Origin of the sequence: Paenibacillus barengoltzii G22 (genome assembly GCF_000403375.2) — a bacterium.
Classification (GTDB): Bacteria; Bacillota; Bacilli; order Paenibacillales; family Paenibacillaceae; genus Fontibacillus; species Fontibacillus barengoltzii.
This window is the reverse complement of record NZ_KE159654.1, coordinates 613,285-635,483: the sequence shown is the minus strand read 5'-3', so window position 1 is coordinate 635,483 and position 22,199 is coordinate 613,285. Positions and strand designations below refer to the sequence as shown.

The 22,199-nt window shown below is 51.6% G+C and carries 18 protein-coding genes and 1 tRNA gene; 16 read left to right on the top strand and 3 right to left on the bottom strand.

From position 1 onward, the window contains the following. The first annotated feature begins 65 nt into the window (after positions 1-65). Together uxaC and C812_RS17585 are read left to right on the top strand one after the other, a co-directional pair. Positions 66-1,478: a glucuronate isomerase gene (gene uxaC / locus C812_RS17590; protein ID WP_016314013.1), complete on the top strand. Its 1,413-nt coding sequence runs from the start codon at positions 66-68 to the stop codon at positions 1,476-1,478. 19 nt (positions 1,479-1,497) lie between these two features. Continuing rightward, complete coding sequence (locus tag C812_RS17585; RefSeq protein ID WP_016314012.1) at positions 1,498-2,508, top strand: LacI family DNA-binding transcriptional regulator; 1,011 nt, start codon at positions 1,498-1,500, stop codon at positions 2,506-2,508. Between the two features lie 179 nt (positions 2,509-2,687). Here C812_RS17585 and ade read toward each other — a convergent pair whose 3' ends face one another. Further along, entirely contained in the window at positions 2,688-4,478 is a 1,791-nt protein-coding gene (gene ade, locus C812_RS17580) for an adenine deaminase (protein WP_016314011.1), read from the bottom strand. Between the two features lie 238 nt (positions 4,479-4,716). Here ade and C812_RS22610 point away from each other — a divergent pair, with 238 nt between their 5' ends. Continuing rightward, positions 4,717-4,854, top strand: coding sequence for a hypothetical protein (locus C812_RS22610; protein WP_167669335.1), 138 nt, complete (start codon positions 4,717-4,719; stop codon positions 4,852-4,854). Between the two features lie 115 nt (positions 4,855-4,969). Here the strand turns inward: C812_RS22610 and clpP are convergent, their stop codons facing one another. Both clpP and C812_RS17565 read right to left on the bottom strand, forming a co-directional pair. Further along, on the bottom strand, positions 4,970-5,566 hold the full coding sequence (gene clpP / locus C812_RS17570) for an ATP-dependent Clp endopeptidase proteolytic subunit ClpP (RefSeq protein WP_016314010.1): 597 nt from the start codon (positions 5,564-5,566) through the stop codon (positions 4,970-4,972). Positions 5,567-5,778: 212 nt separating this feature from the next. Further along, positions 5,779-5,853: transfer RNA gene (locus tag C812_RS17565), tRNA-Arg, on the bottom strand. A 215-nt stretch (positions 5,854-6,068) separates the two neighbouring features. On the opposite strand from C812_RS17565, the gene C812_RS17560 reads away from it, so the two are divergent. The 13 genes from C812_RS17560 (at position 6,069) to secG (ending at position 22,122) form a co-directional block, all read left to right on the top strand. Continuing rightward, entirely contained in the window at positions 6,069-7,073 is a 1,005-nt protein-coding gene (locus C812_RS17560; RefSeq protein ID WP_016314009.1) for a LacI family DNA-binding transcriptional regulator, read from the top strand. 120 nt (positions 7,074-7,193) lie between these two features. Next, entirely contained in the window at positions 7,194-8,150 is a 957-nt protein-coding gene (locus C812_RS17555; protein WP_016314008.1) for an ABC transporter permease, read from the top strand. Between the two features lie 16 nt (positions 8,151-8,166). Further along, positions 8,167-9,054: a carbohydrate ABC transporter permease gene (locus tag C812_RS17550; RefSeq protein WP_016314007.1), complete on the top strand. Its 888-nt coding sequence runs from the start codon at positions 8,167-8,169 to the stop codon at positions 9,052-9,054. 78 nt (positions 9,055-9,132) lie between these two features. Then, positions 9,133-10,776, top strand: coding sequence for a type 2 periplasmic-binding domain-containing protein (locus tag C812_RS17545; RefSeq protein ID WP_016314006.1), 1,644 nt, complete (start codon positions 9,133-9,135; stop codon positions 10,774-10,776). Between the two features lie 33 nt (positions 10,777-10,809). Beyond that, complete coding sequence (locus C812_RS17540) at positions 10,810-12,156, top strand: glycoside hydrolase family 30 protein (protein WP_016314005.1); 1,347 nt, start codon at positions 10,810-10,812, stop codon at positions 12,154-12,156. Between the two features lie 341 nt (positions 12,157-12,497). After that, the gene (locus tag C812_RS17535; RefSeq protein WP_016314004.1) at positions 12,498-13,547 is read left to right on the top strand and encodes a sugar-binding transcriptional regulator; all 1,050 of its coding nucleotides are present in this window, start codon (positions 12,498-12,500) and stop codon (positions 13,545-13,547) included. 70 nt (positions 13,548-13,617) lie between these two features. After that, complete coding sequence (gene gap, locus C812_RS17530) at positions 13,618-14,628, top strand: type I glyceraldehyde-3-phosphate dehydrogenase (protein ID WP_016314003.1); 1,011 nt, start codon at positions 13,618-13,620, stop codon at positions 14,626-14,628. Positions 14,629-14,848: 220 nt separating this feature from the next. Further along, the gene (locus tag C812_RS17525; protein ID WP_016314002.1) at positions 14,849-16,030 is read left to right on the top strand and encodes a phosphoglycerate kinase; all 1,182 of its coding nucleotides are present in this window, start codon (positions 14,849-14,851) and stop codon (positions 16,028-16,030) included. A gap of 119 nt (positions 16,031-16,149) precedes the next feature. Further along, complete coding sequence (gene tpiA / locus C812_RS17520; protein ID WP_016314001.1) at positions 16,150-16,902, top strand: triose-phosphate isomerase; 753 nt, start codon at positions 16,150-16,152, stop codon at positions 16,900-16,902. Further along, positions 16,903-18,450, top strand: coding sequence for a 2,3-bisphosphoglycerate-independent phosphoglycerate mutase (gene gpmI / locus C812_RS17515; RefSeq protein WP_016314000.1), 1,548 nt, complete (start codon positions 16,903-16,905; stop codon positions 18,448-18,450). It begins immediately after the preceding gene. Between the two features lie 53 nt (positions 18,451-18,503). Continuing rightward, on the top strand, positions 18,504-19,796 hold the full coding sequence (eno, locus tag C812_RS17510; protein ID WP_009224970.1) for a phosphopyruvate hydratase: 1,293 nt from the start codon (positions 18,504-18,506) through the stop codon (positions 19,794-19,796). 295 nt (positions 19,797-20,091) lie between these two features. Then, positions 20,092-21,768, top strand: coding sequence for a glycoside hydrolase family 13 protein (locus C812_RS17505; protein WP_016313999.1), 1,677 nt, complete (start codon positions 20,092-20,094; stop codon positions 21,766-21,768). A gap of 120 nt (positions 21,769-21,888) precedes the next feature. Then, positions 21,889-22,122 carry a preprotein translocase subunit SecG gene (secG, locus tag C812_RS17500; protein ID WP_016313998.1) on the top strand — a complete coding sequence of 78 codons (234 nt, stop codon included), beginning with the start codon at positions 21,889-21,891 and terminating at the stop codon, positions 22,120-22,122. The last annotated feature ends 77 nt before the right edge of the window (positions 22,123-22,199 follow it).

The following is a 22,199-nucleotide window of genomic DNA, read 5'->3' as shown; positions in this document are numbered from 1 at the left end:
TCACGGCTATTGTTAACGTTAACAATTGGTTGAACTTCGGAATTAAAGGGAAGGGAGAATGAGAAGTGGCGAAGACATTTTTAGGGAAAAACTTTCTGCTTGGCAGCGAGACGGCGGAGAAATTGTATCATCAGTATGCGAAGGACCTGCCTATTATCGATTATCACTGCCATTTAAGCCCGCAGGAAATCTACGAAAACAAGACGTTCCGCAACTTAACCGAGGCTTGGTTGGGCGGCGACCATTACAAATGGCGGGTGATGCGGGCTTGCGGCATCGACGAGGAACGGATCACCGGCGGGGCGGATGATTACGATAAGTTTCTCGCTTGGGCGAAGGTGGTGCCGCAGCTGCTGGGGAATCCGCTGTACCATTGGACGCACTTGGAGTTGCAGCGTTTTTTTGGGATTGATGAGTTGCTGAATGAGGAGACTGCACCGATCATCTGGGAACAAGCGAATGCCCAGCTGCAAAGTGAAGGATTTGGCGCGCGAGATTTGATTACGAAGTCGAAGGTGACGGTGGTCTGCACTACGGATGATCCAGCGGATTCGCTGGAGTACCATTTGAAGATCAAGGAGCTGGAAGGCTTCGATACGTTGGTGCTGCCGAGCTTCCGACCAGACAAGTTCCTGGAGATTAATCGCGATACCTTTAAACCTTGGCTGGCGAAGCTGGAGGCGGCGGCGGGTAAGTCGATTCAGAGATATGGAACGCTGTTGGATGTGTTACGGGAACGGATCGACTTCTTCCATGAGGCCGGCGGGCGCGTATCAGACCACGCGCTGGATACGCTGGAATACGAGGAAGCGACGCTGGAGGAAGTGGAAGCGATCTTTGCTAAGGCGCTGAGTCAGGGTTCGGTGACGCCGGAGGAGGAACGGAAATACAAATCGTATTCGATGGTGTTCCTTGGCAAGGAGTACGCCGCTCGGGGCTGGGCGATGCAGCTGCATATCCATGCGTTGCGGAACACGAATACGGCGATGCTCCGGCGGCTGGGTCCGGATACGGGCTATGATGCGATTAACGACGGTCCTTTGGCTGAAGCGCTGGCCCGGTTGCTGGACGCCATCGAGCAGGAGAGCGGGCTGCCGAAGACGATCCTGTATTCGCTGAACCCCAATGATTACTGGGCGCTGGCCAGCATCATGGGCAGCTTCCAAGGCGGGGGCGTTCCTGGTAAAATCCAATTTGGCACCGCTTGGTGGTTCAACGACAACAAGGACGGTATGATTCAGCAGATGCACACGCTGGCCAACTTCGGCGTGTTGTCGCAGTTCATCGGGATGCTGACGGACTCCCGCAGCTTCCTGTCCTATACGCGGCATGAATACTTCCGCCGCCTCTTATGCGACGTGCTTGGCGATTGGGTGGAGCGCGGCGAGGCGCCGGAGGACTATGCTCTGCTGAGCCGGATCGTCACGGATATTTGCTACATCAATGCTAAGCGGTATTTTGCTTTTCCTGAGGCATAGAAAGGATTGACGCTGCTTCATGTCCGCTACGATCAAAGACATCGCCAAGCTGGCGAATGTCTCGCATATGACGGTTTCCCGGGCGTTGAACAACAGCCCGCTGATTAAAGAGGAGACCAAACGCAAGATTATGGAGATTGCTGAGCAGCTGAACTACGTGCCGAACTATAACGCCAAAAGTTTAGTGCTGCAGCGTTCGCATACGATTGGATTGTTTTTTACGAGTATGGTTCAAGGGACTTCCTCCAGCTTCTTGGCCGAGGCGATCCGCGGTGTGAGTCAGGAGGTTGGCGTCCAGTACAACTTGTTTCTGCGGGGGATTGACGATTTTGAGGACTTTAGCTCGATCCATCGGCGGCGGTTCGACGGCATCCTGCTCATGAGCCAAAGTGAGCGTGACGACACATTTATTCGTCATGTGCGGGAGCAAGGAATTCCTCTGGTCGTGCTGAATCGGAATGCGGACGATCCGACCATCGTCAATTTCGTGTCCAATGACCGGGCAGGGGCTTACGAGTTGACGCGATATTTGGCGGGCTGCGGGCATACGCGCATTGGCCTGGTAGAGGGAATTGCCGGCTATAAGTCGACGCAGGAGCGCAAGGAAGGGTATTTGCGGGCGATGAAGGATGCGGGCTTGGCCGTACGGGAGGAATGGCTTGTCGAGGGCTGCTACGACGTGGAGAGCGGTTATCTGGCGATGCACCGGTTGCTGGCGTTGCCGGAGCGGCCAACTGCGGTGTTTTGCTGCAACGACGACATGGCCATCGGTGCGATGAAGGCAGCGACAGAGACGGGAATGCGGATTCCAGCGGATGTCTCGGTCGTTGGCTTTGACGACATCGGCTTCTCGCATTACACGAATCCGCCGCTGACGACGGTGAAGCGGCCGATTGAGCAGCTCAGCCGGATGGGCGCGCGCAAAATCCTTGAGCTGATCGACGGGGCGGCGGCCGGCGGGGAGCTGGTGCTGCTGGATACGGAGCTGGTGCGGCGGGAGTCGGTGGAGGAGCTGCGTGCTCATCTGTAGGTGCGAGCGTCTCCGGCGGCACGGCATCGGCTGTGCGACGGCCGCATGAGGCAGAGAACTGCACTTTTGCAGGAATTGCGAAAAACAAACCCGCCAGAGAGGATAACCTTTCTTGGCGGGTTTTTCAAGTGAGAGAGCTTGTTGCTGTTGTTATTGCCGTCGCTGTTGTTGGTTGCGGCTTAACCGACTTCGACCGGCACGAGCTTGAACTCGTTCACGTCCGCTAGACCGCGGTTGGTGATCCGCAGCTCCGGAATAACCGGCAGGGCGATCAGTGAAAACGTCATGAACGGCGCGTTCAGCTGACAGCCGAGCTGCTTCCAGGCGGCCTCCAGCTCATTCACCTGGGTGACCACCGTCTCCAGCGGTTGATCGGACATCAGGCCAGCGATAGCCATCGGCACGGCAGCGAGCACTTGGCCGTTCAGGACGGCGATCATGCCGCCGCCCAGCTTCGCCAGCTCGTTCGCAGCAAACGCCATGTCCTCGGGATTCGTCCCCATGACGATGAGGTTATGGCTGTCATGGGCAACGGTGGAGGCCACGGCTCCTTGCGTGAGCCCAAAACCGCGCGCGAAGGCGAGGGACAGCTCGCCGGAACCGCGGTGGCGGTCGATGCAGGCCAGCGTGGCGATGTCCTGCTCGGCGCCCGGACGCACGACGCCATCTCCGTCAACCGGAACGGTTGCCGTCCCCTTCGCCGTGCGGGCGCTGTTCTCGATCACGTCGACAACGTGGATCGTCGTTTCCGCTTGGCCGCTGGCGCTGCGGTAGAGGAAATCGTCGGCGGTCAGCGGACGCGCCAATTTCACCGAAGCGCGCGCCTGCGCCGGGTACGGGTACGCCGGGAACGGGACGCAGAGCTGTCCGGCGTCATAGGCGACTTTGCCGTCGGTGATGACCGTCGACGGCTCCATCCGCCGCAGGTCGTCGATCAGCAGCAGGTCCGCGCATTTGCCTGGCGCAATGCCCCCCACATCGCCGTCGACCTTAAAGTACCGCGCCGTATTGATCGTCCCCATCTGGATCGCCGTCACCGGGTCGACGCCCTCTTCAATCGCCCTGCGCACGACATGGTTCATGTGACCTTTTTCAATCAAGGTTTGGGGATACACATCGTCGGTGACCAGCATAATGTTCGAGGTATTCACCTTATCCTCGGTGACGACCTTGATCACTTCTTTGACGTCATGCCAAGCCGATCCCTCCCGGATCATCAGGTGCATGCCGAGGCGCAGCTTGGCGAGCCCTTGCTCCCGGGTCACGGTCTCGTGGCAGGAAGTCACGCCTGAGGCGATGTAAGCCTGGAGCATCCGCTCGTCGTCGCTTGGAAAATGCCCGGTGACGGTTTTGCCCGCTTCCATTGTGGCTTGGATTTCGCCGAGCATTTTCGGGTCTCCGAATACGACGCCAGGGAAGTTCATGACTTCGCCCAGCCCCTCAACGCCGTCCCAAGTCATCCCGTCGGCAATATCGCGGGTGTCCAGCGACGCCCCGGCATCCTCCAAATGATCGGTGGCGGGTACGCAGGAAGGAAAGGTCGTATATACCTTCAGCGGCAAGGCCTGGCCCTCCTCGTGCATCCAGCGCACGCCCTCCGCCCCGAACACATTGGCGATTTCATGCGGGTCCATAAAAATACCGGTCGTTCCTTTCGGAAGCGCAGCTTTGGCGAACTCCGCCACCGACAGCATGGTGCTCTCCACGTGCATATGCCCGTCCAGGAGCCCGGGAACGAGGTGACGACCTGCCGCATCGATCACGACGGTGTTCTCGCCAATGGTGTGCGTTGCGTCCCCCACGAAGGCGATCCGCCCTTCAGCCACCGCGACGTCCGTATTCGGCTGCAGCTCTCCGGTATACACGTTGACTAAGGTGCCGCCCTTAACCACCAAATCCGCTTTGGCCTTGCCCATGGCGACATCCGCTAACGTACGGCTTACTTCATACAATTTTTTTCTGGATTCCATTTCCCGGTTCGCTCCTTTAAAAAATATCGTTCAAAAAGTCAGACTTCTAACGCTTGCCACCGACCTTATTCCTGCCAAAATTACGATGTTTCAACTGTAACGCTTACCAGACTGCTTATTTCCTCCGTATCTGCCTATAAATAAGCATTTCCGTCGAAATAGTGTTTCTCAGCGTCGTTAGAGCCGCGAGCACGCTAATTTCGCCCCAATAGTGCTTCTCATCAGCGTTAGAGCAGAAGTGCTACTAGATACACGCTATCGGCAGCAGAGCAGCCAGCAGAATTGCTATCTGCAGACGGGCTATCAGCTGAAAGACAGTCAGTCGAAAGACAGCCAGCAGAAGGAAGGCCTCTCTAGAGGCATGGGCCTGTACTAACTTGCGATCCGACTTTTTGAACCTTCGCGTTAAGGTATTTAAAGATAAATATAACAAGAAAGGCCGCTCCTCGAACAGCATTTTCTGTTCGGAGAGCAGCCTTTTCTATATCGCCTTAAGCTTTGGCGGGATTCACTTTCTCGATCACTTGGTCGATCAAGCCATATTCCTTCGCTTCTGCCGCACTCATGAAGTAGTCGCGGTCGGTGTCCTTCTCGATCCGTTCCAGCGGTTGACCCGTGCGTTCCGAGAGGATCCGGTTCAGTTTATCGCGCATCTTGAGGATGCGGCGAGCGCGGATCTCGATGTCCGTCGCTTGACCTTCCGCTCCGCCGAGCGGTTGGTGAATCATAATTTCGCTGTTAGGCAGCGCATAACGTTTGCCAGGTGCACCTGCGTTCAACAGGAAGGCGCCCATCGAAGCCGCCAACCCAACGCAGATCGTGGAGACGTCGGCTTTGATAAATTGCATGGTATCAAAAATCGCCATACCGGCCGTAATGGAACCGCCAGGGCTGTTAATGTAGAGGTGGATGTCCTTGGTTGGATCTTCCGCATCCAGGAACAACATCTGAGCAATGATGGAGTTGGCCACAACGTCGTTGACCTGTGAGCCCAGGAAAATGATCCGGTCTTTGAGCAGACGGGAATAAATGTCATAAGCGCGTTCGCCGCGGTTGCTTTGTTCTACTACCATAGGAATATAACTCACCGATAAAACCTCCTTAAAATTCGGGTGTTCAAGTGAACCGCCCCGTCGAATGGAATGGTTTGGGTTCATCATCTCTATCTAAGAATTGACGGAAATGATGAGGATTAATCTCATCATAAACAATTTATTTGAGAAAGTCAAAGAAAGTCAAACTCAAGATAATAAAAAAGTCCAGAACACTTCTGTGACAGGACTTTGCATGTGTATTATAATGGCGCGCCCGCGAGGAATCGAACCTCGATCTCAGGCTCCGGAGGCCTACGTCATATCCATTGGACCACGGGCGCAAATTTAGCGAACAAAATAGATTATATGGCATTTCCACACAAAATGCAAGGTGCAGATCCAAAGGTTTTGCAGAAAATAAATGGGAACCCCCAAAGAGGTGTGGCGGATCTTTTTTTTGTAAGGGATCAAAAAATAGGGGATTGTCATGAAAGCGTTTCTATGATAATTTGAGGAATATATAAAAACGTTTTTATAGACAAGGGTGTAATCAGGGATGGGGAAAGTCACCATTAAGGATGTAGCCAAGGCAGCAGGGGTTTCGATCTCTACGGTATCCAACGCGCTGAACGATGTGGATGTGTTGAATCCGGAGACCAAATCCCATGTGCTGAAGGTTGCTAAGCAGCTCAATTATGTACCGAACTTAAACGGGAAGCAACTGAAGTCGAAGAAGACGAACATGCTTGGTTTTTTTACGACGAGTGTATCCGGGCCATATTTTTACATTTTGGTGGAGTCGATGGCGCGCGAGAGCGAGCGGTTGGGTTACGGTCTGCATGTCATGGTTACTGCCGATAAGCAAACGATTATCAGCAATATTATGGGCCGCCGGGTGGATGGCGTGATCATCTACGAAGAATTGCGGGTGGATGACCATGATATCGCGATGATGGAGAAGGACAAGGTCAAGGCGGTATTTCTGGATCGGGTGATTCAGAAGGAAACGATGGGGACCGTGATTTTCAATTCGTATGCGTCCGCTTATGAAGCGACCAAATACCTGATCAGCCTGGGCCATAAGAAAATCGCCTACATTTCCGGCGTCGATACGATGTATGACAGCGTACAGCGGAAAGAAGGATATCTCGCAGCCTTGCGGGAGCATCAGCTGCCGATCGATGAGGATTTTATTGTGCAGGGGTATTTTGAGGAAGAGAGTACCTATAATGCGATCCGGGCGTTTATTCACAAGCATCCGGGCAAAGTGCCGGACGCGATTCTGGCCGGTAACGATTTGAGCGCCATCGGGTGTATCAAAGCGTTGCGTTCGTATGGCCTCGAAGTTCCAAGGGACATCAGCGTCGTAGGGTTTGACGATATTGATATTGCCCAGTATTTTACGCCGCCTCTGACGACGGTTCGTAATCCAATCGCCAGACAAGGGATCTTGGCAGTTAATCACCTGGTGAACATGATTAAGAAGCAGGAACAGGGCAAGGTGCAGAAGCTGGATGGTCAATTGATTGTGCGGGGCTCAAGTCATGTACGTTTAAGCTAAGAGAAGCTGAGACGGAGCTGAACTTGAGCTCAGCGAGAATTGTAAGCGGTTAATTAAAGGGGCTCTATTGCTAAAAATAAAAACGTTTTTATCCATACGGGATAAAGAGAGGAGCGCAAAATGGCGAAGTCAACTGCGTCAGCCAAAAAGCCGATGAGAATCCGAGTGAAACAGTTCTTTATCGATTTCGGCAGGCAGTGGGAAATCCAGTCGATGATCTGGCCGGGCATTATTTTTATGATTATTTTTTGCTACATTCCCATCTACGGACTAACGATCGCTTTCAAAAATTATACCGTCATCGATACGTTAAGCTCCGCTCCATGGGTAGGCTTGGACAACTTCAAGATTATCGCCACCGACAAATACTTCTGGGAATCCGTGGTGAATACGCTGGGGATCAGCTTCCTGAAGCTGGCCATCGGCTTCGTGATCCCGATTATTCTCGCGATTATGATCTACGAGGTCGGGATGGGGCGGTTCAAAAAAATCGTGCAGACGATCTCGTACCTGCCGCACTTTTTGTCCTGGATCGTACTTGGCGGGATGCTGATCACCTGGTTTTCGACGACCGGGATGTTCAACCAACTGCTACTGGACTTGGGCTTGATCTCGAAGCCGCAAAATATCCTGCTTGATCCGGGCAAGTATTGGTGGATCGCGGTGCTTTCGGATGTCTGGAAAGAGGCGGGCTGGGGTACGATCCTATACCTCGCTATCATGGCCAAGATCGACCCGACCTATTATGAAGCTGCGAAGATCGACGGGGCAAGCCGGCTCCGGCAAATTTGGAACATCACGCTGCCCAATATGCGGATGATTATCAGCTTGAACCTGATTCTGACCATCAGCGGCCTGCTTGGCTCCAACCTGGACCAAACCTTGGTGCTGATGAACTCTCAGAACCGTGAAAGGGCCGAGGTGATTAACTCCTATGTGTACCGGATGGGGTTAACGCAGGGGGACTTCTCCTACGCGACCGCCGTTGGACTTGGGGTTTCGGTCGTATCGGTCATTTTGTTGGTGCTGGCAAATAAGGTGACCAGCAAACTCAACGATAATCAATCTGTCCTGTAAGGAAGGAGCAGTAGCCATGAATCGAAAGGTGCTCAAACGGGATCTCGACAGCAGAATCTTTGATACGGTGAACGCGACGGTCCTGATCATATTTACGATCGTTATTGTGATTCCGCTCTGGAACGTCATTGTTTCTTCCTTTAGTTCGGGAAGAGCTCTTGCCGAAGGCGGGTTTGTCTTCTGGCCTAAGGAGTTTTCCTTGGAGAACTACCAGGCGGTGTTTCGAGACGATACGATTTGGCAGTCGTTCCTGATCTCGGTCCTCAAGACGGTGATCGGCGTTGTGACTCACGTCTTCTTCTGTGCGATGATCGGCTACGGTCTTAGCAAGAACAATGTCCGCGGTCGCAAGCTGTACGTGACGATGGGCGTTATTACGATGTTTTTCTCAGGCGGCATGATCCCGACGTACTTGCTGATTAAATCCCTGGGGCTGCTGAACAGCTTCTGGGTGTATATCATTCCGGCTTTGTTCAGTTATTACGATGTCGTGATCTTAATGAATTTCTTTCGTAACGTGCCTGATTCCCTGGAGGAATCCGCCAAAATCGACGGTGCCGGTGACTGGGGAATTTTCCTGAAAATCTTTATCCCGTTATCTATGCCGGCGATGGCGACCATCGCTCTGTTCAACGGGGTGAGTCAGTGGAACGACTTTTTGACAACCAAGCTGTACATCACAGATGAATACCTGTATCCGCTGCAAATGAAGCTGTACGAAATCATTGTGCAGTCCCAAACCCAATCGATGCAGAACATCGCGGGTTCCGTCGTGATTGAAACGACGACCAAAGGAGTTCAACTCGCAACAATTGTGATTACGACTTTGCCGATTGTTGTGATTTATCCATTATTACAAAGGTACTTCATCTCGGGCATGATGCTGGGGGCGGTGAAGGAGTAACGCATCCGCATGAAACGCTAGGCTTGATCAGCGAGTTGGACTAGCTATGCTTCTTACAAAAAAAGGAGGGTACAACGAATGCTTAAGTTGAACAAAAGTCTTGCAAGAAAAGGGATGACCGCATGCGCTGCTCTGCTCACCGCTGCGCTGATTGTTACCGGATGCGGCGGCTCCGGCGGCAGCTCGAAGGCAGCCAAAGAGGTATCGCTGGATGATCGCTATGCCTTGGACGCGAATACGCCGGCCTGGAAGCTGGATAAGAAAGAAGAGCCAACCCAGCTGACTTGGTACGTGAACGCCGATTGGTGGAATACCGATTTCGGTAATGATGTGGTCACGAAGAAGATCAAGGAAGATTTGAATATTGATATCAAATTTATTACCGGCGATGACACCAAGCTGAATACGTTTTTTGCCGGAAGCGACATGCCGGACTTGATCACCGTATTCGATTCCAATTCGGCCGTCGTGCAGAAGGCCTCTTCCTGGGCCTTACCGCTGAACGAGCTGGCGGAAAAATACGACCCTTATTTCAACAAAGTCGCTGCGCAAGATACGCTCAACTGGTTTAAGCAAGAGGACGGCAATACGTACGGTTATCCGAACTACTCTAACACGCAGGCCGATTATGACAGCGGTAACATTCCTGCGAAGACCGCTTTTGTGATTCGCAAGGACGTGTATGAAGCGCTGGGTGAGCCTAAGTTCGGTACCCCTGAGGAATTCAAAAATGTGATGCAGCAAATTAAAGACAAATTCCCAGAACTGATTCCGTTTGGATTTAACTCAATTGGCGAAGGGACGGGCTCCTTGGGAGATGTGTTCCAAGACTTCCTTGGCGTACCACTGGAAACGGAGAACGGCGAGTTCTACAACCGCAATCTGGACGAAGATTATCTGACTTGGCTCAAAACGTTAAATGATGTTCATAGAGCTGGCAATATCAGCGACGACAGCTTTGCCGATGACGGCCCGGCTTTTGAAGAGAAAGTGAAAGCTGGCAAATACGCCACGATGTTGCTGGACGGAACGCCGCAGCAAGGCGGTAATTTGCAAATCTTCGCCACCGCCCATCCGGATCAAGCCTACCTGGCAATCGACGGACCGCAAAGCACAGTGGGCAACACGCCGAAGCTGAACCAATCCGGGATAACCGGCTGGATGATCAGCTTTATCACGAAGCAATGTAAAGACCCGGCGAAGGCGATTCAAATTTTCACGTACCTGTTGGATGAAGAAGGCCAAATGCTGATGAACTACGGCATCGAAGGCGAGACCTATACGAAAAATGCGGATGGCACGGTCCAATTTACGCCGGAAGTGAAAGAGCTGCAGCAGAAGGATGCGGATAAATTCAAGAAGGAATACCGCATGGGTGAGTTTATGTTCTTTGGCCATGACCGCCATAAAGCGCTTAGTGCCGATGCATTCCCGGATTCGATCAAGCAAATGCAAGAGTGGGGCAAAGGGAAGCTGTACCCTCACTTCGTTCTTGAAAATATCAATCCGGATGCCGGATCTCCAGAAGCCCGCTCCTTAACCGCGATTAACACGACTTGGAACACGACGATGGTCAGCCTGATTCGCGCGAAGAGCGACGAAGAGTTCGAAAGCACGCTTAACAACTACAAGAAGTTCCTTGAGGACAACGGTTGGGATAAAATCGTGCAAATCCGTACGGAGAAAATGAAAGCCAATAAAGAGAAACTTGGCCTCAAATAACCGAGCTCATTAAAAGAAGTGGAGGGAAACAGCATGCGTGAGCTTGATATTTATTATTCCACTGGAGAACAATCCCTTTTTGTCCGTACAACAGAGGAACAACTGCGGCCGACGGATTCGGCTGCCGTGGAGGTCGAGGTCCGATTGGACGGAAGCGTCACTTATCAGACGATGGATGGGTTTGGGGCGTCTTTTACCGATTCGGCTGCCTATCTGATTCATCAGGTGCTTCCCGAAGAGCAGCGATCCATCTTGATGAAGAAGCTGTTTGACCCGGAGGAGGGCATCGGCCTATCCGTGTTGCGCAATCCGATGGGGGCCTCTGACTATGCCCGTTTCTTCTATAGCTACAACGATTTGCCTGAAGGGGAGACCGATCCGGAAATGCAGCGGTTCTCGATCGAACATGATGAAGCTGATGTCATACCGCTCTTACAAGAGGCGCTGGCCTTAAATCCGTCTATCAAGCTGTTTGGCTCCCCCTGGAGCGCACCGGGCTGGATGAAAACGAGCGGTTCCATGATCGGCGGGGAACTGAAGAAGGAGTATTACGAATCGTATGCGAACTATTTTGTCCGTTATATCGAATCATACGCTAAGCACGGGTTATCCATTTATGCGGTGACGCCGCAGAACGAACCGCTGTATGTGCCTGGGCATTATCCGGGGATGCTAATGACGGCTGAGATGCAGACGGATTTTGTGAAAAATTATCTGAAGCCGGCTTTTGTGAAGCATGGCTTTTCCACGAAGATTTTGGCGTATGACCATAACTGGGATCGGCCGGAGTATCCGCTCTCCGTGCTGCAGGAAGCAGGCGAAGCCGTCGATGGGGTGGCGTGGCATTGGTATGGTGGGGAAGCCTCAGCGCAAAGCCAAGTGAAGGAGGCTTTCCCGGACAAAGAGGTTCATTTCACTGAAGGCTCCGGCGGGGAATGGATTCCGGCGTTTGAACCGGCGTTCTCCAATGTCATGCGGACGGGGATTGAGATCTTGCGAAATCACAGCCAATCGCTGGTGCTTTGGAATATGGCTTTAGATGAGCAGAATGGTCCGACCGTCCCAGGCTTTGGCCGCAGCACCTGCCGCGGGATCGTAACGGTGAACCAGCAGACCCGCGAGCTCGAGTATACGCTGGACTATTATGCGCTGGCCCATTTCAGCACAGTGATCCGCCCGATGGCCGTTAGAATCGCCGCCGAGTCGGACCAGCCCTCGATTCGTTCCGTCGCTTTCCGCAATATGGACGATTCGATTGGGGTTGTACTATTTAATGACGACGAGCAGGCGTCTGACGTTCGCTTGCGTCTCCGGGGGACTGAATTGCCGAGTTTGCGGATGGAATCCAAAAGCGCATTGTCGATCCGACTGAACAATTGAACCATGGAGAAACCATAAAATGATGTAGATATTCGAAGAGGCTCTCCCATACGGGAGGGTCTTTTTTTCTATGAAAATGACCGAACTTATCCCCTCATCCGCAATCTTGCGGGACACAGCTGGCCTATTTTTCGACAATTCTCTGATTCAAATGTCAGGTTCTTGCGGGATTCTTTGTGCCTAGGGGTATAACTGCTCCGAAGAAAGTAAATGATACGGACGTCAGGCTTGCAACTAAGGAGAATATTGAGTAAAATAGCAGTGGGACTTAAAAAGTTATCCCGGGACATTTTAAGGCCAGGAGATGGAGAGAGAAGACGAAGCTTGCAGGAGTGGAAAGCATGCGAAACATATTAGAGATTCAAAAGCAGCTTCTTCCTGATCTCATGGACATTCTCAAGAAAAGGTACACCATACTTCACCAGATCATGTTGTCTGATGTCATTGGCCGTAGAACCTTGGCGAATTCGCTGGACATGACGGAGCGTGTGTTGCGTGCCGAGACGGATCTCCTGAAGGCCCAAGGCCTGATAGAAATCGAGAATATAGGCATGAGAATCAGCGACGCGGGACGGCGGTTGCTAGAGGATTTGGAGCCGGTCGTCAAAGAATTGTTTGGCCTCTCCAACCTGGAGGAGACGATCCGTCAGCATTATGGGCTGCGCAAAGTAGTGATTGTACCCGGAGATTGTGAGGCCTCTCCGCTGGTGAAGCGGGAGTTGGGGCGCGCAGGCGCCAAAGCGCTGCTTAGTGTCATGCGCGGGGATGAGGTGGTTGCGGTAACCGGCGGCACGACGCTGGCGGAAGTCGCAGATCAGCTGAATCCGCCGCCTAACGTCACGATGAAGCAGAGCTGGTTCGTACCGGCACGCGGAGGTCTTGGCGAGAGCCTGGAAATCCAAGCGAACACGATAGCTTCCGGTATGGCGAAGCGCGTGGGTGCGGGGTATCGTTTGCTGCATGTCCCCGATCTGTTGGGGAAGGAAGCTTACGAGTCATTGGTACACGATCCGAATATTCAGGATATCGTGGACATGATCCGGCAGGCGCGTATCGTAGTGCACGGGGTCGGAGACGCTATGGAGATGGCACGTCGGCGCAAGCTGGAGCCAAGCATGGTCGAAGAAATCCGAAGAGAAGGTGCGCTCGCGGAATCATTTGGATATTACTTTAATGAAGACGGCGTCGTCGTGCACAAAATGCTGACCTTAGGCCTGCGTCTCGAGGATATTATGCAGACCGAGACGGTGATCGGCATTGCAGGCGGCAAGAGCAAAGCGAGAGCGATCCATGCCGTATTGCGGTTTGGCCAAGAGGATATCCTAGTGACCGATGAAGCGGCGGCGCAAGAGATCGTAAGCGAGTTGATCAACGGATCCGGGGCTAAATAGGTTTACTCATGACGGGTTTTATCCGGCCTGTCTTGAATAATAAAAAATCAAACACTGGGAGGAACTATCAATGAGTGTAAAAGTAGGGATTAACGGTTTTGGACGTATTGGACGCTTGGCTTTCCGCCGCATTCAAAACGTTGAAGGTATTGAAGTCGTAGCAATCAATGACCTGACAGATGCAAAAATGTTGGCTCATTTGTTGAAATATGATACAACTCAAGGCCGCTTCGAAGGCGACATCGAAGTACACGATGGATTCTTCAAAGTTAACGGCCAAGAAGTTAAAGTATTGGCTAACCGCAACCCTGAAGAATTGCCTTGGGGCGAGCTTGGCGTTGACATCGTTCTGGAGTGCACAGGCTTCTTCACAACGAAAGAAAAAGCTGAGCTTCACCTGAAAGGCGGCGCGAAGAAAGTTGTTATCTCCGCTCCAGCTACTGGCGACATGAAAACCATCGTTTACAACGTAAACCATGAAATCCTCGACGGTACAGAAACCGTAATCTCCGGTGCTTCTTGTACGACGAACTGCTTGGCTCCAATGGCTAAAGCACTGAATGATAAATTCGGTATCGTTGAAGGCTTGATGACAACCATCCACGCTTACACTGGCGACCAAAACACGCTGGATGCTCCGCATGCGAAAGGTGACTTCCGTCGTGCTCGCGCAGCTGCTGAGAACATCATCCCTAACACTACAGGTGCTGCAAAAGCGATCGGCCTGGTTATCCCTGAACTGCAAGGCAAATTGGACGGCGCTGCACAACGTGTACCGGTTCCAACTGGTTCCTTGACTGAGCTGGTATCCGTTCTGAAAACGAAAGTAACTGCGGACGAAGTTAACGCTGCAATGAAAGCTGCTGCTGACCCAGAAACTTTCGGTTACACTGAAGACGAAATCGTATCTTCGGACATCAAAGGTATGACTTTCGGTTCCCTGTTCGACGCTACACAAACGAAAGTATTGACTGTCGGCGACCAACAACTGGTTAAAACAGTAGCTTGGTATGACAACGAAATGTCCTACACTGCTCAATTGGTTCGCACGCTGGAATACTTCGCGAAAAAAGTAAAATAATCAGTTACCCATATTAGAGATTCATCCCAAAGAGGAGCAACCTGTTCAGGACTCCTCTTTGGTTCTTGCATGTAATACGGCATTCACACACACCCAATAAAGTTATAGATAGAGATTCGTTTCATTGCGTTTTTATTTAGGAGAGGAACCAAGACAAAGCCGTAGATGCGCATTTTTTGGTCTGGGAGACCCGCGCATATCGTTTAGGAGGAACGTGGAGATGAACAAGAAAAGTGTACGTGATGTGGAAGTCACCGGCAAACGCGTGTTTGTTCGCGTAGATTTCAATGTACCGATGCAAGATGGTCAAATTACTGACGACACCCGGATTCGCGAAACGCTGCCAACAATCAAATACTTGGTTGAACAAGGCGCAAAAGTCATTCTTGCGAGCCATTTGGGCCGTCCGAAAGGCCAAGTGAACGAAGATATGCGGCTTACGCTGCCGGCAAAACGCTTGAGCGAGCTGCTTGGCAAAGAAGTAGCGAAAGTCGATGAAGCTGTTGGGGAAGCAGTGAAAGCGAAAGTCAATGCAATGAACAACGGCGACGTTCTTGTGCTTGAAAACGTACGTTTCTACCCAGGCGAAGAGAAGAACGATCCAGAACTCGCGAAACAATTCGCTGAGCTGGCTGACCTGTTCGTCAACGACGCATTTGGTGCCGCACACCGTGCGCATGCTTCGACCGAAGGAATCGCTCATTATCTGCCAGCCGTATCCGGCTTGCTGATGGAGAAAGAATTGTCCGTTCTCGGCAAAGCCTTGACAAACCCGGATCGTCCTTTCACCGCAATTATCGGCGGTTCGAAAGTAAAAGACAAGATCGACGTCATCGACAACCTGCTGAATATCGCAGACAACGTGTTGATTGGCGGCGGCTTGGCTTATACCTTCTTCAAAGCTCAAGGTTACGAAATCGGCAAATCGCTTCTGGATGATTCTAAACTCGACGTTGCTCTTGGCTTCATCGAGAAAGCGAAGAAGCTGGGTAAAAACTTCCTTCTTCCTGTCGACTGCATCGTAGCGGATGACTTCAGCCCAACCGCAAACCACAAAGCTGTGGATATCGACAGCATTCCTGCAGATTGGGAAGGCGTGGACATCGGGCCGAAGACTCGTGCGAAGTATGCTGAAATCATCAAGAACTCCAAGTTGGTCGTATGGAACGGACCGATGGGCGTGTTCGAGATGGACATTTTCGCTAACGGGACCAGAGAAGTGGCAGAAGCTTGCGCAACAACGGAAGGCTACACCATCATCGGCGGCGGGGATTCCGCAGCAGCTGCTGAGAAGTTCAATCTGGCTTCCAAAATGGACCACATCTCCACAGGCGGCGGCGCTTCCCTGGAATTCATGGAAGGCAAAGCACTTCCAGGCGTTGTAGCATTGAACGACAAGTAAGAATAAGTAGCTAGATCAAGGCTCAAAAAACGAGCTTTCAGCACTTCCGCTTCACGAGATACATCGTGATCAAAGTTCGTTTTTTGAGCTACCTCTATGAAATAAAAGGAGTGGGCTCTGTGAGAACACCTATTATCGCCGGAAACTGGAAAATGTTCAAAACCGTTTCCGAAGCCAAAGCCTTCTTCGAAGCCGTAAAAGGGAAAGCGGAGGTTGCTGGCGTTGAGAGCGTTATTTGTGCTCCGTTCACGAACCTTCCGGCTTTGGTAGAAGCTGCGAAAGGCACGTCGATCAAAATCGGCGCACAAAACATGCACTTTGAAGACGAAGGAGCTTTCACCGGCGAAATCAGCGGCCGCATGCTGAAAGAGCTTGGCGTGGACTATGTGATCATCGGCCATTCCGAGCGCCGGGCATATTTCGGTGAAACCGACGAAATCGTCAACAAGAAGATCTTGGCTGCCTTCAAACATGGCTTGACCCCGATCCCTTGCGTTGGCGAGAAGCTCGAAGAGCGTGAAGCTGGCCAAACGAAAGAAGTCGTGAAAGTTCAAACCGAAGCGGCTTTGAAAGGCCTGACGGCAGAGCAAGCAGCGCAAGTGGTGATTGCGTATGAACCGATTTGGGCAATTGGTACGGGCAAATCCTCGACCGCACAAGATGCGAACGAAGTGATTTCCTACATCCGCAGCCTGGTTCAGGGGCTTTACGGTGACGACGTAGCGGCGAAAATCCGCATTCAATACGGCGGCAGCGTAAAACCGGAAAACGTGAAGGAGTATATGGGCCAAAGCGACATCGACGGCGCGCTTGTCGGCGGTGCCAGCCTGCAGCCAGAATCGTACATCCAGCTCGTTGAGGGGGCGAAATAAATGACGGCTCCAAGACCAGTAGCTCTGATCATCATGGACGGATTCGGGCTTCGCGACAAAGTGGAAGGCAACGCGGTTGCCCAAGCGAAGAAGCCGAACTATGACCGTTATTTGAAGCAATATCCGAACACTACGCTGACAGCCAGCGGGGAAGCCGTTGGTTTGCCAGAAGGGCAAATGGGGAACTCCGAAGTAGGTCACTTGAACATCGGCGCCGGCCGGATTGTTTACCAAGACTTGACTCGGATCTCCAAATCGATTCGCGAAGGGGAATTCTTTAAGAACGAAACGCTGGTTGATGCGGTGCGCAGCGCGAAATCGAAGGGCAAAAAGCTGCATCTGTACGGCCTTCTGTCCGACGGCGGCGTTCACAGCCACATCGAGCACATGTTCGCGATGTTGGAACTGGCGAAGAAGGAAGAAATGCACGAAGTTTATGTGCATGCATTCCTGGACGGCCGCGACGTTGCTCCAGACAGCGCTAAAGGCTTCCTTGAGCAATTGATCGCTAAGATGAACGAGCTTGGCGTAGGCAAGATTGCCACCGTCCAAGGCCGTTACTATGCGATGGACCGCGACAAACGTTGGGACCGCGTCGAGAAATCGTACCGGGCCATGGTTTATGCGGAAGGTCCAAAATATACCGATCCGATTAAAGCCGTAACGGAATCGTACGAGAAATCGGTCTATGACGAATTCGTGATGCCAACTGTCATTGTGGATGACAAAGGCGAGCCGATCGCACAAGTTGAGAGCGGCGACTCCGTTGTGTTCTTGAACTTCCGTCCAGACCGTGCGATCCAGCTGTCCAACGTATTTACGAACAAAGATTTCCAAGGCTTCGATCGCGGCCCTAAATTCCCGACAGACCTGCATTTCGTCTGCTTGACGTTGTTTGCAGAAACGGTGAATGGGTATGTTGCGTACAAGCCGAAGGATCTCGACAATACGTTTGGCGAAGTGTTAGCTCAACATGGGAAGAAACAACTGCGGATTGCGGAAACGGAAAAATATCCGCACGTCACCTTCTTCTTCAGCGGCGGACGCGATGTAGAGCTGCCAGGCGAAAAACGCGTGCTCATCAACTCTCCGAAAGTCGCAACTTACGACCTGAAACCGGAAATGAGCGCTTATGAAGTTGCTGAAGCTTGCGTGAAGGAAATTGAATCCGATGTACACGATGCGATCATCCTGAACTTCGCAAATCCAGATATGGTTGGTCACTCCGGTAAAATGGAACCGACGATCAAAGCGGTTGAAGTGACGGACGAGTGCGTAGGTAAAGTCGTAGACGCGGTCAAAGCCAAAGGCGGAGTGGTTGTCATTATTGCTGACCACGGGAATGCGGATATGGAAATAGACGATGAAGGTCGTCCGTATACGGCGCACACCACGAATCCGGTACCGTTTATCGTAACCGACGAGAACGTAGTGCTTCGCGATAAAGGCATCCTCGCCGACGTAGCTCCAACGCTGCTCGACCTGATGGGCTTGCCGAAGCCGCCGGAAATGACCGGTCAATCGATGATTGCTAGCCGCAAGGCGTAAAAACATAGATCACCATTTGAATGGAATAACTACTTAAAAAGGAGACTGTAAACATGACGATTATTTCTGACGTATACGCTCGCGAAGTCCTGGACTCCCGCGGGAACCCAACTGTTGAAGTTGAAGTTTATCTTGAATCCGGCGCTATGGGCCGCGCTATCGTTCCTTCCGGCGCATCCACTGGTGCGCATGAAGCTGTAGAGCTTCGCGATGACGACAAAACTCGTTACCTGGGCAAAGGCGTACTGAACGCTGTTAAGAACGTTAACGAAATCATCGCACCTGAAGTGATTGGTATGGACGCGCTGGACCAAGTTGGCATCGACAAATTGATGATCGAATTGGACGGCACGCCAAACAAAGGTAAACTGGGCGCTAACGCGATCCTGGCCGTTTCCATGGCAGTAGCTCGCGCAGCAGCTGATGCATTGGATCTGCCGCTGTACGCTTACCTGGGCGGATTTAACGCGAAGCAGCTTCCAGTTCCGATGATGAACATCGTGAACGGCGGTGCGCATGCGGACAACAACGTAGACGTACAAGAATTCATGATCCTGCCGGTAGGTGCTCCTTCCTTCAGAGAAGCGCTCCGTACAGGTGCTGAAATCTTCCACAACCTGAAATCCGTTCTGAAAGCTAAAGGCCTGAACACGGCTGTAGGCGATGAAGGCGGCTTTGCACCAAACTTCTCTTCCAACGAAGACGCATTGTCCTCGATCATGGAAGCTATTACGAAAGCTGGCTATACTCCAGGTAAAGACGTATTCCTGGGTATGGACGTTGCTTCCACTGAGTTCTACAAAGACGGTAAATACCATCTGGAAGGCGAAGGCAAATCCTTTACTTCCGCTGAATTTGTGGACTTGCTCGCTTCTTGGGTTGAAAAATACCCGATCATCACAATCGAAGACGGCTGCGCTGAGGACGATTGGGAAGGTTGGAAATTGCTCACTGAGAAATTGGGCAGCAAAATTCAACTCGTCGGTGACGACCTGTTCGTAACCAACACCGAACGTTTGTATAAAGGTATCAAAGAGGGTATCGGTAACTCGATCCTGATCAAAGTAAACCAAATCGGTACGTTGACCGAAACGTTCGACGCTATCGAAATGGCAAAACGCGCTGGTTACACTGCGGTTGTATCCCACCGTTCCGGTGAATCCGAAGACAGCACGATCGCCGATATCGCTGTAGCAACAAACGCTGGCCAAATCAAAACCGGTGCTCCGTCCCGTACGGACCGTATCGCGAAATACAACCAATTGCTTCGCATCGAAGATCAATTGGCAGACTTGGCTCAATACAACGGCCTGAAATCCTTCTACAACCTGAAAGCTCATCGTTAAGAAGGACAGCCGGATGATTCCGGCCTAACGCAAAGCCCCTGCTTGGATTTACAAGCAGGGGCTTTGAACGTTAGAGATCCTTTTTGCGCATTGTCATTGACAAGTTGGCAGGACGGTAATATAGTTGAAAGTAAACGTTTACGTTCAAGATATATATGCTATTAATCAGTAATCAGTGAAATAGGTTTTTGTTGCTCAATATAGTAAACGTTTACGTTGTGAAGTCATTGGATAGATAGAAAAAATGAGTGGTAAAAACTAGGCTGAATCTAAGGGTAGATGGAGGAGAAGCATCGTGGACAAGAAATGGTGGAAAGAAAGCGTCGTTTATCAAATTTATCCTCGCAGCTTTATGGATAGTAACGGGGATGGGGTCGGCGATTTGCGCGGGATCATCTCGAAGTTGGATTATTTGAAGTTCTTGGGCGTGGATGTAGTCTGGCTTTGCCCAGTTTACGAGTCGCCGAATGACGATAATGGGTACGATATCAGCAATTATCAATCGATCATGGATGAGTTCGGAACTATGGAAGACTGGGAGGAGCTGCTGGAAGGGCTGCATGCACGGGGCATGAAGCTGATCATGGACTTGGTCGTGAACCACAGCTCAGACGAACATCACTGGTTCGTGGAATCGCGTAAATCGAAGGATAATCCGTATCGGGATTACTATATTTGGCGTCCTGGCAAAGATGGGCAAGCTCCAAATGACTGGGGATCATTTTTCAGCGGATCGGCTTGGGAATACGATGAAGCTTCCGATGAATATTATCTGCACATGTTCTCGAAGAAGCAACCGGATCTCAACTGGGAAAACCCGAAGGTGCGTCGTGAGGTCTACGATATGATGACCTGGTGGCTGGATAAGGGCATTGATGGATTCCGTATGGACGTTATCAATCTGATCTCCAAACCGGAGGGATTGCCAAACCATGCGGACGGAGGGAATTGCATTAACGGCCCGAGGGTACACGAGTTTCTGCAAGAAATGAATCGTGAGGTGTTGTCTAAATACGATATTATGACGGTAGGAGAGACGGTGGACGTCACGCCGGAAGATGCAATCTTATTCGCTGGGACGGATCGGAATGAACTCAACATGGTGTTCCAGTTTGAACTGATGGGCATCGATTCGGGCCCGGATGGCAAGTGGTGGGCCAAACCATGGACACTGGTTGATCTCAAGCAAATCCTCTCGAAGTGGCAGACCATGTTGGATGGGAAAGCGTGGAACAGCATTTATATGAACAACCACGACCAGCCACGCCTGGTATCGCGTTTCGGCAATGACCGCGAATACCATAATGTGTCGGCCAAAATGCTGGCTACACTCCTGCATACGCTGCAAGGGACACCATACATTTATCAAGGCGAAGAAATTGGCATGACCAACGTACGATTTGAGACGATCGACGAATACCGCGATATCGAGACGTTGAACATGTATCAGGAGTACTTGGAGAAGGGTTACTCCCAGGAACAAATCATGGAGGGGATCTATGCCAAGGGCCGGGATAATGCCCGTACGCCAATGCAATGGAAGGGCGACAGTCCGCATGCCGGTTTTACGACCGGAACGCCATGGCTGGCGGTTAACCCGAACTATCAGGAAATCAATGTGGAACGTGCGCTTGCGGACGACAACTCGATTTTCCACTATTACCGTCGATTAATTCAGTTGCGTAAACAGCATGAGGTGATCGTATACGGACGTTACGAGCTGCTGAATCCGGAAGATCAGCAGGTATATGCGTATACTCGCACGCTTGGAGAAGAACGGCTGTTGGTTGTCTTGAATTTTTACGATAAACCGGCCCGCTTCACTTGGACGACAGATGAAGCCGTTGCCATGAGCATCGATGAGGTGAAGTCCGCGGAACTCTTGATTGCCAACTATGACGTGCCTGCGGGAGAAGACGTGCGGCAGCTCGATTTACGGCCGTATGAAGCACGGGTGTATAAACTCAGCTAATCTAAGGGAAAACGGTTGTTTTCCCAGAATTGCTATGGTACAATAATAATGCTGTTTTTGTATCTAAATTTCTGAGCAATGGTATAGATGAAAGATGTTCTCACTTAGGAGGTGGATTGAATGGATATTTTGTTGAAGGTATTGCTCGTTATTTTCTCGATCGGTTTGATCGCAGTCGTGTTGCTGCAGAAAGGGAAGAGCGCGGGTCTTTCCGGTGCCATCTCCGGGGGTGCTGAACATCTTTTCGGAAAAACGAAAGCGCGCGGCATGGAGCTCGTTCTCGAACGAGTCACGGTCGGATTGGCGGTTGGCTTCTTCATCTTGTCGATCGTCGTGGCTATCGTACTAGACTAGGCAAATCAAACTTTGTGTCAGGCAAGCCCTCGTCTCTTTTGGGAGATGGGGGCTTTTTAGTTGTGCTCTCTCGGGAG